7 protein-coding genes and 4 pseudogenes are annotated in these 13,221 nt (G+C 56.1%); 5 read left to right on the top strand and 6 right to left on the bottom strand.

What is annotated here, in order from left to right:
* Nucleotides 1–32: 32 nt before the first annotated feature.
* From ACFZ8E_RS14640 to ACFZ8E_RS14620, 5 genes are all read right to left on the bottom strand, one after another.
* Nucleotides 33–989, bottom strand: a complete 957-nt coding sequence (locus tag ACFZ8E_RS14640) for an acyltransferase family protein (RefSeq protein WP_405043075.1) — start codon at nt 987–989, stop codon at nt 33–35.
* A gap of 609 nt (nt 990–1,598) precedes the next feature.
* Nucleotides 1,599–2,186, bottom strand: a complete 588-nt coding sequence (locus ACFZ8E_RS14635) for an IS5 family transposase (RefSeq protein WP_405044386.1) — start codon at nt 2,184–2,186, stop codon at nt 1,599–1,601.
* Complete coding sequence (locus ACFZ8E_RS14630; protein WP_405043074.1) at nt 2,144–2,335, bottom strand: transposase; 192 nt, start codon at nt 2,333–2,335, stop codon at nt 2,144–2,146. Before ACFZ8E_RS14630 ends, ACFZ8E_RS14635 begins: the two co-directional genes overlap by 43 nt.
* 37 nt (nt 2,336–2,372) lie before the next feature.
* Complete coding sequence (locus ACFZ8E_RS14625) at nt 2,373–3,188, bottom strand: IS5 family transposase (protein ID WP_405043073.1); 816 nt, start codon at nt 3,186–3,188, stop codon at nt 2,373–2,375.
* Nucleotides 3,189–3,592: 404 nt separating this feature from the next.
* Nucleotides 3,593–4,915, bottom strand: a complete 1,323-nt coding sequence (locus ACFZ8E_RS14620; RefSeq protein WP_405043072.1) for a UDP-glucose dehydrogenase family protein — start codon at nt 4,913–4,915, stop codon at nt 3,593–3,595.
* Between the two features lie 241 nt (nt 4,916–5,156).
* Between ACFZ8E_RS14620 and ACFZ8E_RS14615 the strand changes: the two genes are divergently transcribed.
* From ACFZ8E_RS14615 to ACFZ8E_RS14595, 5 genes and pseudogenes are all read left to right on the top strand, one after another.
* A complete protein-coding gene (locus tag ACFZ8E_RS14615; RefSeq protein ID WP_405043071.1) occupies nt 5,157–6,221 on the top strand; it encodes a glycosyltransferase family A protein in 1,065 nt (354 codons plus the stop codon).
* A 380-nt stretch (nt 6,222–6,601) separates the two neighbouring features.
* Nucleotides 6,602–7,661, top strand: a pseudogene (locus ACFZ8E_RS14610) (IS630 family transposase).
* A gap of 226 nt (nt 7,662–7,887) precedes the next feature.
* Nucleotides 7,888–8,846, top strand: a pseudogene (locus tag ACFZ8E_RS14605) (IS481 family transposase); the annotation flags it as partial.
* Between the two features lie 95 nt (nt 8,847–8,941).
* Nucleotides 8,942–8,998 (top strand): annotated as a pseudogene (locus ACFZ8E_RS14600) (hypothetical protein); the annotation flags it as partial.
* Between the two features lie 361 nt (nt 8,999–9,359).
* A pseudogene (locus ACFZ8E_RS14595) lies at nt 9,360–9,479 on the top strand (IS630 family transposase); the annotation flags it as partial.
* A gap of 123 nt (nt 9,480–9,602) precedes the next feature.
* Here the strand turns inward: ACFZ8E_RS14595 and ACFZ8E_RS14590 are convergent.
* The gene (locus tag ACFZ8E_RS14590) at nt 9,603–13,064 is read right to left on the bottom strand and encodes an Ig-like domain-containing protein (protein WP_405043070.1); all 3,462 of its coding nucleotides are present in this window, start codon (nt 13,062–13,064) and stop codon (nt 9,603–9,605) included.
* Between the last annotated feature and the right edge of the window lie 157 nt (nt 13,065–13,221).

The following is a 13,221-nucleotide window of genomic DNA, read 5'->3' as shown; positions in this document are numbered from 1 at the left end:
AGTCCATCGTCTTGCTTAACTATGGGGCGAATTTATAGATTTCCAACCGCTCTATTAAGAATTTTACCGGCTGGACGCTCAAACGCATGAAAGCAGGCAAAAGCAGCAATTATACTTATTGACATACCAAGAAAGCAAGCTGGCAGACCAGAGCCAAACTTGCGGAGCACTAAAGCAACCGCAAAACTATGAACCATATAGAGGGAGTAGGACACATCGCCAATCCTACTAATCGAGTCTAAGAGTTTATTTGGCCAATACCCCGCGCGTTCTATTATAACAGAACCCCAGACAACCAGTGTAGCAGCACCACCCCAGACTGCTGGACGAGAAAAGTCTGTATAATTCCAATAGATTTCCGCCCATGCGAAAATTGCAACTCCAGCCAATAGTATGAATAGGCCAACCGCAAAGCTAAAAGGAAATACAATTCGTGCAATAAATAATCCAAATATAAACTCTAACATAATTGGGGACGTCCAGAGCTTTAGTGGTGCACTTAACGGGACAAAGATGACCCCACCCAAAACAAGGCATAGAATAACGGTAGTCGTCAGCCACAAAGGCCTACCAACCGCTATACCTATTGCAAAAATTACATAAAAAAGCACTTCAATATTAAGAGTCCAGCCGGCAATAACAAGCGGCCATATATTACCAGAGCTATTAAAATATGGAATAAACATTAATGATTTTACTAGAGATAATATATCGAAGCTAAATCTATTAAAAATTCCAATGATGGCGCCAATACAAAATAAAGATGTCACGGCCCAATACAAAGGAATAATTCGTATAAGCCTCTTAATTATAAATCGCCTTGGATTTTCGGAGGCTTCGATAGTTCCTATAATGAAACCAGATATTACAAAAAAGATATCTACTCCAGCTGCGCCACTAAAAAAATGGCTTTCAGTAAGGTGGTATAAGACGACAAGCAAGGCTGCGACCGCTCGCAGTGCTTGAACCGACTGAAGTTTTACAAACAAATTCGAACTCCAAACCAATAGCTATGGTTATTTTATGATATATCCGAGGAAACGTTTGCTGTTTCCACACCACCAATTATAATATTAATCTTGACTATTTTGCGGCAACTTGGCAAAAATAAGGGGTATATCAGTATTGCATAAATAAATTTATGAATCAAGGCTATAAATTATTTTCTACTGTTATTGCTACCTCACTATGATTTTGTGAAAATTTATTTGCTTTGAATTCGCAATGCTGATCTACGCAGTAAATTTTATAGTTATTATAATATATATTAGTTTCTTTTATACTTAATAACTATCAGGCCCGGACATCTCTGGAATTGTTATTCGTTGTTATTTGATATAGTGCAATTAAAATTTCTGGAGAACCACCAAGTCTCGCTGACGCTGAGCGGTTTGGAATACCGAACACTGCTTCAACGCGGCCTACAATGGTCGTCGTCAGCGCGTGCTGAAGGGGCTCTCGCCCAAGATGGTCCTGCGCCAGCGCATCGAATCCGATCCTGCGCTGGCCAATCCATCCTACAGACGGCTCGAGCCCAGCATCCTCCAGAAAGCCCTTCGCATCGTCGCAGACGCCAAGAAGGTCTCACAACCAGACAGCTAGGCCGTGTGGACGGATTTGATAAGGATGAATGCGAGGGCGAGGGAGACGAACGCTGCGAAGCTCGCCCTGGTTTTCTCGCAGCGTAAAGCGATGCGTTTGAAGCGTTTGAGCTTTCCGAAGGTCTGCTCGATGCGCGCCCTGGTTTGGTAGAGGGCTTTTGGGAAGAAGACGGGTCTCGCCTTGGCGTTGGCTTTGTAGGGAATGATCGGGACGATGCCGCGCACGCGGGCGGCGGCGCGGTTGCGTTTGCTGTCGTAGCCCTTGTCGGTGATGGCGGCGCGGGGCCTCACGTCCGGCTCGAGATCGAGCAGCGTTTCGAACTGTGGGCTGTCACCGGCCTCTCCACCCGTCAGGACGAAGGCGAGGGGCAGGCCGGAAAAGTCGGTCTTGAGGTGGATCTTCGTCGAGAAACCGCCCCGCGAGCGACCGAGCGCCTGATCCTGCTGCTCCCCTTTGCACCGGCCGCCGAGACGTGGGCCCGGACTACCGTCGAGTCGAACATCTGCACGAAGTCGGCGGTGGGGCTCAGTTCGGCCAGCGCCTAGAAGAAGGCATCGATCGTCCCGTTCTCGCGCAGTCGCCAGAACCGTTTCCAGATCGAATTCCAGTTCCCGAACTCGGCCGGCAGTGTCCGCCACGTCACGCTCTGCACCGTGAAATAATGCAGCGTTTCTAGCAACCTACGGTCGTCACGGCCCTTGTCGCCCCGTCGCGATCGAACCGCGCGGAACACCTCCAGGGCGATCGTCCAATCCGTGTCAGACCCCGTTTCATAACGCTCGTGCCAGGCGTCTGACGAGGATCATGGCTGCTGCCAGGACGAAGAAGGCGAGTGCGGAAGAGGCCGTCGCCTCGTGATCACGGGCGAGCCTGCGGCATCGACTGATCCATCCGAAGGTTCGCTCGATGACCCAGCGTCGCGGTTGAACCGCAAAACCCTTCTGTCCCTCGTCGGGCGCAATGATCTCGATGGTGATCGCCGTTGCGGTGCCGACGCGCTCGCCTCGATAAGCTCGGTCTGCGAAGCAGTGGGCCAGGAACGGCCAGAGACCGCGCGAGGCACGCAAAAGCGCAACGCCTCCACGGCTCTCGTGGAGGTCGGCAGGCGAGACGGCGGCGATCAGACGACGGCCATCCGTGTCGGTCAGCGCGTGGCGTTTGCGGCCCACCACACGCCGGGCTGGATCGTAGCCGCGTTCTCCATCGACGCCGCCGCCCGAGCGCGCCGCCTGCGCATCCATGACGGCACCCGTCGGGCTGGCCTCACGCCCGGCTCGCTCGCGGTCGTCCATCGTGAGAGCGTGGGCGAGGCGCTCGAACACCCCCGAAGCTGACAGGCGCAAGAACCAGCGATGCACGATCGACCAGGGTGGGAACTCATGCGGCAGGTGCCGCCAAGCGCAGCCTGTCCGTAACACATACAGGACGCCATCCAGCACCGACCGCATCGGCCAGCGCCAGGGGCGACCCCTTGATGCGGGACTAGGCAGCATCGCGCCGACGACGGCCCATTCAGCGTCGGTCAGACAGGTTGCGTAGGGGCGGCTTTCGCGCGCAAGCTCGGTGCGAGCGGTAGGGGTCCACATCGGCGATCCAGGGTGAGCGTCAGACACTCTCCCAACGCCCGCGACACCTGCCGCTCAGCACATTATGAAACGGGGTCTCAGCATGGGCAAGCCTCCCCAAAACCGACACCCTATGAATCATCGATCCGCCCGCTCGGGAAGCCCGTCGTCACCAATCCGTCCACACGGCCTAGCGCACGGACGCGAACGAATAATGTAGGGCAGCTCCGCTAAAGGCCTCGAACTGCAACACAATTTATCCTACGGTGTGTCCGTTCTGGGTGCCTCTTTGTACTAGGCGATCTGCGGGACACGGTCCGCCGAGACCATCCAATTCCGGTCAAAGCCGTTCCATCAGACGCCGAGATCAAATAACTAATGCTATCAACTACCTATTTCCATAAAATAACAATACAGATCCAGAATTAATTCTTAAAAGTGTCACGATGCGTTCCAACGCCAACATATTGAAATTGCTCTTTAGCCACTTCCGCGTATTTATAGATATTTCGCAAATCAATCATAACCCACGATTTCATAACTTGACGAAGCCGAGCAAAGTCTAAAGCTCTGAAAGCGTTCCACTCAGTGACAATAACAATTGCATCCGCATTCTGCGCACAATCGTATGCGTCATTGGCATAGGTTACATTAGCTAATACAAGGCGTGCTGTATCCATGCCTTCTGGGTCATAGGCCCGGATGGTTGCGCCTTCATCCTGTAAGGCAGCAATTATTGAGAGAGCAGGTGCATCTCGCATATCGTCGGTATCAGGCTTGAATGTTAGACCAAGAATAGCGATCGTCTTACCCCGCACTGAACCGCTGCAAGCACCGATCACTTTGCGAGCCATAGCACGTTTACGCTGCTCATTAATTGCGACAACTGTCTCTACGAGGCGGACCGGGGTTCCTAAGTCCTGAGCTGTCTTAACCAATGCGATGGTGTCTTTTGGAAAGCAGGAGCCCCCATAACCTGGACCTGCATGAAGGAATTTAGCGCCGATGCGCTTATCTAGGCCGATCCCACGCGCCACCTCTTGCACATCAGCGCCAACCTTCTCGCAGAGATCTGCAATTTCATTGATAAATGTGATTTTTGTAGCTAGAAACGCATTTGCAGCATACTTGATTAACTCAGCTGTGCGGCGATTTGTAACTATTATAGGGGCTGCGTTAAGGTATAATGGTCGATAGATCTCTCTCATCATGTGTTCTGCATTTTTGTCGTTAGTACCAACGACAATACGATCAGGCCGCTTAAAGTCGTCGATTGCCGCGCCTTCACGCAGGAACTCAGGGTTAGAAACGACGGAAACATTGGCCGCCGGGTTGGCTTCACTAATAATGCGCTCCACTTCATCGCCGGTACCAACTGGAACAGTAGATTTTGTTACTACAACCGTAAATCCGGTTAGCGAGCAAGCTATTTCACGGGCAGCTGAGTAAACATAGGAGAGATCTGCAAATCCATCGCCTCGACGCGACGGCGTACCAACAGCAATGAATACTACGTCTGCAGCAGATACGGCTGCGACAATATCTATAGAAAAGCTAAGCCGGCCTAAACGAACATTTTCCTCTACTAATTTTTCCAATCCTGGTTCATAAATCGGAATTTTTCCATTCTTTAGCGCTTCGATCTTGTCTGGATCCTTATCAACACAGACGACATTGTGACCAAAATCTGCAAAACAGGCTCCCGAAACCAGTCCGACGTAACCTGAGCCAACCATTGCGACTCGCATGTTATTATCCTCTTGGCTAAAAAGACCTTTAGGGTGATAGTGAGCCGCTCTTTGGTCCCAGCTATGAGGCACGCTTGTGACGCATCGCGCATCTTGTATCAACACTTAATGTCAAGCCCTTTCCCAGCGCTATCACAGGACGGGCTAAATGCATTCAGTCCGCGCATTATCAAAATCGCATCGATTATAAAAATAAACTCATTATAGATGGCCAAAAAATCAATGTTGAAAGTCGCTTAAGATGGAAAATGAGTTAAAACTCTCTTTTAATACCAATGCTAAAAAACAGAAGGCAACGATAGGCGTTGTAGTTCTATGTTATAATTATAAAGATTACGTAAAAATTGCACTTGACAGTATATATGCTCAACATGAAAAATTTGATGAAATAATCGTCGTTGACGATGGCTCAACAGATGGTTCATCTGATGTTTTGTCACTAGACAAAAGAGATTTTTTGTATATCAGGCAGGAAAATGGCGGTGTTATGAGCGCGTCTATAAAGGGGCTGTATGCGTCGAAAAGCGATTATATATATTTTCTTGATGCTGATGACTGCATTACTCCAAGTATGGTTCAAGAAATTAAGCCTCTACTATTAGAAGATGATTTAGTGAAGATTCAGTTTCAACTCATGGGTATAGACCAAAACGGAAATAGAACTGGATCTGTATTTCCCGGACTATCTTCTTGCTATAGCAGCAAACACGCCATTAGCGATAATAGGATAATGGGTTTTTACAATAGTCCACCAACTTCCGGTAATATATATCGAGCAAAATTTCTAAAAAGACTGGATTTAAGTATTATTGATCTGCGAGAGCCCATCGATGGGGCTGTAAATCTATTAGCGCCTTATTTGGGAAAATTGATATCTGTTCCTAAAGCCTTGGGGTACTACAGAGTTCATAATAAGAATTTTAGCCAAGTCAGCATCCCCACCCCGGAACGCCTTCGTTCGGATGTCAAGCGCTTAGAAAGACGGTGGACAACCGCAAAGCAGCTTTCTCCGCTGGTAGATGTGCCTTTAAGCCTAAAAAATTCATTGTTCGTACTAGAAAGAACAATTATGGCGAGCGTTCTAGAAAATGGTTCGATAAATCTATTTGATCTATATAGACTAAACCTTAGTTCGTGGAAGTCGGGATTGCATACTCGGGTGAAATTATTTTACATAGCATGGACCATTTCTCTTTTGATTCCATCAAAAACGCTCAGAAGGATAATGGTTCTTGCTAGAAAATCTGCTACGAATAGGAACATATTGATCAGATTTATTATTAAAATATTTTCAGGTAGTTACTAAAACAAATAAATTATCAGTAATCAATGTTATTTAAAGCTTTATTTATTGTCAGTTAAATCAATCAAGGGCTTCGACGAATTTGACGGAGGGCTTTTCGCGTTGGATGGTAACAATGTGCCATTCTTTGATTATGGTCCTGAATCGCGCGGCGGTGCCGCGGTACTTGAGATCCAATCGGGCCGTGCGCCAGCAAGTTAGTGTATCGATCCACGAAAGTCAGTTGATTGAGGAGCTAGTGCACTGACGCGGACGGATGATGCAGGGCATCTCCGCTAGACGCTGATCGGTCCCCACTAATACCAATCGACGCTGAGGGTGACTCACGGGGTTTCGTTGCGTGGGCGGATCTGATTCGATGAGGCGAACCGGGAGGGTTTGCCATGTCGGCTGCGGTGGCGTTGCGGCAGGATTTCACGGCCGATGATCTGCGGAGGCTGGCCAGGGCCGGCCGGGATGCGGGTCAGGGCCGCCGTCTGCTGGCGTTGGCCGAGATTTACGATGGCGGCAGCCGCACGGACGCCGCCCGGATCGGGGCGGTGAGCCTGCAGACGGTGCGCGACTGGGTTTTGGCCTTCAACGCCGAAGGACCGGTCGGCCTGATCGACGGCAAGGCACCCGGCAACCGTCCCAAGCTGAACGAGACGCAGCGCCAGGCGCTGGCGCGGATCGTCGAGAGCGGGCCGGACCCGGATCGGCACGGGGTCGTACGCTGGCGGCTGAAGGATCTGGTCGGATGGATCTACGCCAGCTTCGGCGTCAGCCTGGACGAAAGCACGGTGGGACGCACGGTCAAGCACCTCGGCTTTCGCAAACTCTCGGCCCGCCCGCGCCATCACGAGCAGGATCCGGCCGCCCTGGTGGCGTTTAAAAAGTCTGCCCTTCGCGGTGAACGCGATCCGCGCAGGCTTGCCGGCCGGCACGGCCATCGAGGTCTGGTGGCAGGACGAAGCCCGTGTCGGCCAGAAGAACACCCTGCCGCGTCGCTGGGCACGCCGCGGAAGCCGGCCCTCGGCCCCATAGGACCAGCGGACCGCCCATGCCTACATCTTCGGTGCGATCTGCCCCGAGAAAGGCAAGGGCGCCGGTCTCGTCATGCCCCGTTGCGACACCTCCGCTATGAACGAGCATCTGAAGGAGATCAGCCGCATCGTCGATCCCGGCGCCCATGCCGTGCTGATCCTCGACGGCGCCGGATGGCACATCGCACACGACCTCGTCGTGCCCGACAACATCACCCTGCTCACGCTGCCGGCCTGCGCACCGGAACTCAATCCGGTCGAGAATGTCTGGCAATTCCTGCGCGACAACTGGCTCGGCGACCGGATCTTCACCTCCTACGACGACATCCTCGATCGGTGTTGTGAGGCCTGGAAACGCTTCGTCGCCCAACCCTGGCTCATCATGTCCATCGGACTGCGCCAGTGGGCCTATCGGTTATGATCAATGCCGGTTGGTATAATACCAAGTCTCATAGATCAGAACCCATGAGGTCCGGCGGACGACCGCCGCCCCGCAGTCGCGGGGGGCCGAACCTCGATGAATCGGGCTTAGCGAGGTTCGGTATAAGTGGCTCTTCGCCGAGTTTGGTGAATTGGGTCGCTAGGTGTGCAGTCCCGAGGTGTGGTGGCATCAGTTTCGCTGAGGTCGCTGCATTCCGGGAGGCGTTATGGGACAGGTTCCTCACGGCTGCGCCACGACTACGCACGCGGTCAGAGCAGCGCTACAGCGATCGAAAGCTCCGCTCAAAGATCTTGCCGCCCAGCACGGACTGAACCCCAAGACAGTCGCGAAGTGGCCTAAGCGAGCCTTCGTTCATGACGCGGCGATGGGACCGAAGACACCGCACTCTACCGTGCTCACGACCGAGGAAGAGGCGGTGATCGTCGCCTTCCGCCGGCGCACCCTCTTGCCGCTCGACGACTGCCTCTACGCGCTCCAGGCCACCATCCCGCACCTGACCCGATCATCGCTGCATCGCTGCCTGCAGCGCCATGGGATCAGCCGGTTACCCGAGGTCGGCGGCGACAAGCCCGGCAAGCAAGCGTTCAAGGGCTACCCGATCGGCTTCTTCCACATCGACATCGAGGAGGTTCGCACCGGCGAAGGCAAGCTGTACCTCTGGGTGGCGATCGACAGGACGTCCAAATACGCCTTCGCCCAACTGCACGAACGCGCCGATCGGCCCGTGGCCTGCGCCTTCCTGGAGGCGCTCATCGAGGCCTGTCCTTACCGCCTGCATACCATCCTGACCGACAACGGCATCCAGTTCGCCGAACTGCCCAAGAACCGTCGCGGTCCGACCGCTTTGTACCGCGTCAACCGCTTCGACCAGATCTGCCGGGCGCACGACATCGAACATCGGCTCACCAAGCCAAACCACCCGTGGACCAATGGCCAAGTCGAGCGCATGAACCGGACCCTCAAGGAGGCGACGGTCAGGCGCTACCACTACGACACCCACGATAGCTGCGGGAACACTTCGCCGCCTTCCTGGATGCCTACAACTTCGCTCGGCGGCTCAAGACCCTACGCGGCCTCACCCCATAGGAAGCCACCTGCCGAGCCTGGGCAGACGATCCAAGCCGCTTCAGATACAATCCAACCCACCTCACTTCGGGACTGCACACTCCTGCTTCACGGCCGATGCTTTCGGGGCAGCTTGCGAGCGGCACGGTGTGCAGCATCGCAAGACGCGCCCGTACACGCCGAAGACCAATGGCATGGTCGAGCGCTTCAACGGCCGGGTGCAGCAGGAGTTGTTGGGCATCATGATCTACAGCCACGCCGACTTGGAGATCGTGCTGCGCGGCTTCAACGCGGCCTACAACGGTCGCCGTCAGCGCGTGCTCAAAGGTTTCTCGCCCGAGATGGTGCTGCGCCAGCGTCTCGAAGCTGAGCCCGCGCTCACCAATCAAACCTACAGACGGCTCGAGCCCAGCATCCTCCAGAAAGCCCTTCGCATCGTCGCAGACGCCAAGGAGGTCTCACAACCAGACAGCAGAGACCGATGGCATCCCCTTCTCAATACCCGGCATATGGTCGAGCGCTGGCTCGCCCGCGTCCATCCGCGTCTGAAGCTGTTGCCGGCCTTGGCCCCGTCATCGCCCTCGATCCGGCGCGTCACGGCCTTCCCACGCGCAGGCGTCCATCAATCGCTACATCGCCGAGCACAACCGAAGCCCAAGGCCCTTCATCTGGACCAAACCCGCCTCTGCGATCTTCGACGCCCTTGCCCGAGCCCCTGAACCATCCGTCTGAGTCACTGCACTAGCGCAAAGACGCACTCAGAACGGATACGCCGCAGGAAAAATCGTGCAGCAGTTCGACGTGTTTAGCGGAGCTGCCATGCATCTTTCCAGTCAAACGCATTTACGAGGAAAATTACGAAAGTATTATACCATCGAGATGTTTTCCGCTATAAGCCATCCATGTTGTGATATTCCAATTTCCATCAAATACTTCGTGTGTTGAACCAAAATTCTGTCCTAATATATTAAATGTGTCGATCTCGGCATGTGTAAGGTGCCATGAGCTATCATAAAAAGATTTGACAGCTCGGTTACCATCTTGTGTGGTTTCAAATATTTCGGCTGAAACCTGTTGCCAATCCTTATTGAAATGCTGATCGATGGTTTTCCCGGGAGTATCCTTTGTGACAATTTCGGCGCCCGTGCGCTGCCAGCTGAAGTCGAAGCGGTCGGTTACCAAGCGGTTGGTTTCCGTGGTCACCACCTCGTAGCCCTGAGCCACCGTATGGGTGACCGATGTCGAAGTCGGTGCGCTGTTCTGCAGGTTGAACGCGAAGGTATCGGAGCCGGTGTTGCCGGCGGCATCCGTCTGGCTGGCCAGGATGGTGTGGGCACCGAGCTTCAGGCCTGTGGGCGTGAAGTTCCAGTGGCCGGTGTTGTCGGCGGTGACGGAACCCAGCGCGGTCGTGCCTTCGCTCAGCGTCACCTTCGCTCCGGCCTCTGCCGTGCCGGTCAGGGCCGCGTTGGTGGTGATCTTGTCCGTGCTCGACGTGCCTGTGTCCTGGACCAGGCCGAGCTTTACCACCGGCGCGACGGTGTCGACGGTGTAGCTGACGCTGCTGCTCCTGCCGGTGCCTATCGCGTTGGTATCAGTGACAGTGATCTGGTGGGTGCCCTGCTGGTTCAGCAGCGAGACGGCGGCGCTCCACTTGCCGTCGGCCTGGACGAGGGCGGTTCCGATCTCCTTGACGCCGTCCAGCACATGCACGGTCGTGCCGGCGTCGCTCACGCCCACGGTGCCGGCGAGCTTGACCGCCAGCGTGTTCGTCAGACCGCCCGACGACGTGATCGCAACCGTCGGGGCGTTCTGCAGGGTGAACGCAAACGTGTCGGAGCCGGTGTTGCCGGCGGCATCCGTCTGGCTGGCCAGGATGGTATGGGCACCGAGCTTCAGGCCTGTGGGCGTGAAGTTCCAGTGGCCGGTGTTGTCGGCGGTGACGGAACCCAGCGCGGTCGTGCCTTCGCTCAGCGTCACCTTCGCTCCGGCCTCTGCCGTGCCGGTCAGGGCCGCGTTGGTGGTGATCTTGTCCGTGCTCGACGTGCCTGTGTCCTGGACCAGGCCGAGCTTTACCACCGGCGCGACGGTGTCGACGGTGTAGCTGATGCTGCTGCTCTTGCCGGTGCCCGCCGCGTTGGTATCGCTGGCGCTGATCTGGTGGCTGCCCTGCTGGTTCAGCAGCGAGACGGCGGCGCTCCACTTGCCGTCGGCCTGGACGAGGGCGGTTCCGATCTCCTTGACGCCGTCCAGCACATGCACGGTCGTGCCGGCGTCGCTCACGCCCACGGTGCCGGCGAGCTTGACCGCCAGCGTGTTCGTCAGACCGCCCGACGACGTGATCGCAACCGTCGGGGCGTTCTGCAGGGTGAACGCAAACGTGTCGGAGCCGGTGTTGCCGGCGGCATCCGTCTGGCTGGCCAGGATGGTATGGGCACCGAGCTTCAGGCCTGTGGGCATGAAGTTCCAGTGGCCGGTGCTGTCGGCGGTGACGGAGCCCAGCGCGGTCGTACCCTCGCTCAGCGTCACCTTCGCTCCGACTTCCGCCGTGCCGGTCAGGGCTGCGTTGGTGGTGATCTTGTCCGTGCTCGACGTGCCCGTGTCCTGGACCAGGCCGAGCTTCACCACCGGGGCGACGGTGTCGACGGTGTAGCTGACGCTGCTGCTCTTGCCGGTGCCCGCCGCGTTGGTATCGCTGGCGCTGATCTGGTGGCTGCCCTGCTGGTTCAGCAGCGAGACGGCGGCGCTCCACTTGCCGTCGGCCTGGACGAGGGCGGTTCCGATCTCCTTGACGCCGTCCAGCACATGCACGGTCGTGCCGGCGTCGCTCACGCCCACGGTGCCGGCGAGCTTGACCGCCAGCGTGTTCGTCAGACCGCCCGACGACGTGATCGCAACCGTCGGGGCGTTCTGCAGGGTGAACGCAAACGTGTCGGAGCCGGTGTTGCCGGCGGCATCCGTCTGGCTGGCCAGGATGGTATGGGCACCGAGCTTCAGGCCTGTGGGCGTGAAGTTCCAGTGGCCGGTGTTGTCGGCGGTGACGGAACCCAGCGCGGTCGTGCCTTCGCTCAGCGTCACCTTCGCTCCGGCCTCTGCCGTGCCGGTCAGGGCCGCGTTGGTGGTGATCTTGTCCGTGCTCGACGTGCCTGTGTCCTGGACCAGGCCGAGCTTTACCACCGGCGCGACGGTGTCGACGGTGTAGCTGACGCTGCTGCTCCTGCCGGTGCCTATCGCGTTGGTATCAGTGACAGTGATCTGGTGGGTGCCCTGCTGGTTCAGCAGCGAGACGGCGGCGCTCCACTTGCCGTCGGCCTGGACGAGGGCGGTTCCGATCTCCTTGACGCCGTCCAGCACATGCACGGTCGTGCCGGCGTCGCTCAGGCCCACGGTGCCGGCGAGCTTGACCGCCAGCGTGTTCGTCAGACCACCCGACGACGTGATCGCAACCGTCGGAGCCGTAAGGGGTGAGGAGGTAGCTGCGCCCTGAAGGCTGCTGATAGCGCTCTTGTAGGCAGCGCCTGCGGTGGCGTTTGCGCCCGTGCTCAGCTTGCCGCTGTAGTCGGCGTTCGAGTCCCAGTAGTTCTCGTAGACCATGTTGTGGTCGGTCATCCACTTGGTCATGGCCTGGACGTAGGGAGCGGCGTTGTCGCTGGCGACACCCCATTCGGAGATGGCGGTTGCCTTGCCGTGGGCTGCGGCGAAATCCTGCTGCCACTGCAGGCCGTAGGTGCGGGTGACCTCACCCTTGAACCCCTTGGCGGCATCGGTGCCGTCCCACTGGGTGCTGTAGTAGACGTCCGTGCCGATCACATCGACGTACTTGTCGCCCGGGTACGCCTTCTCCGGGTTCATGTTGCCACCATCATTGGTGGTGTCCCACACGAACTTGAACTTGTCCGAGACCGAGCGGAAGGTGTCGACGAGGTTCTGGAAGGACTTAATGAACGCGGCCTCGTGGCCGTTGGCGGCCCAGGGCATCCAGGAGCCGTTGAACTCCCAGCCGACGCGCACGTAGATGTTGCCGTCGCTGCTGGCCTTGGTCTGCGCCAGAGCCTGTGCAGCCTTGAGGAAGTGGTCGTTGAAATCGCCCGTGGCGACCTGCTCGAGCGAGGTGCCCCAAACCGTCAGCGGCACCGACCAGATGCTGGGTGTGGCGGTGTTCCTCCACAGGCTCGTGGCCCAGCCAATCGAGCTGTCGAACGCCTTCCAGCTGTCGTTGTTGAGGTAGGTCAACACGTTGCCCGGCGTGCCTCCGACCCACTTGGAGTACGAAGCAAAATCGGCCGGATCGTTGCCGACATAAACGCCCGTCTGTGTCATCGGAGCCCCTTCCACTTAAAATAACAATATAAATATACGCTTGCGACTCTTATGTCGTTAATTCAAACATAATGGGCTACACGCAAGAAAATGAGAACAAAATTGGTAAATGGCTTTGAAAAACAATAATGGCTAACGCCTAACTAAATCTGCCGGG

Origin of the sequence: Methylobacterium sp. HMF5984 (assembly GCF_045033435.1) — a bacterium.
Taxonomy (GTDB): Bacteria; Pseudomonadota; Alphaproteobacteria; order Rhizobiales; family Beijerinckiaceae; genus Methylobacterium.
The sequence above is the reverse complement of the archived record's forward strand: the minus strand, read 5'-3'. Positions and strand labels throughout refer to the sequence as shown.

What these genes read in the sequence shown, in the direction of transcription:
- ACFZ8E_RS14625 (WP_405043073.1), bottom strand. Translation starts at nt 3,188, where the DNA reads ATGTGGACCCCTACCGCTCGCACCGAGCTTGCGCGCGAAAGCCGCCCC.
- ACFZ8E_RS14620 (WP_405043072.1), bottom strand. Translation starts at nt 4,915, where the DNA reads ATGCGAGTCGCAATGGTTGGCTCAGGTTACGTCGGACTGGTTTCGGGA.
- ACFZ8E_RS14615 (WP_405043071.1), top strand. Translation starts at nt 5,157, where the DNA reads ATGGAAAATGAGTTAAAACTCTCTTTTAATACCAATGCTAAAAAACAG.
- ACFZ8E_RS14590 (WP_405043070.1), bottom strand. Translation starts at nt 13,064, where the DNA reads ATGACACAGACGGGCGTTTATGTCGGCAACGATCCGGCCGATTTTGCT.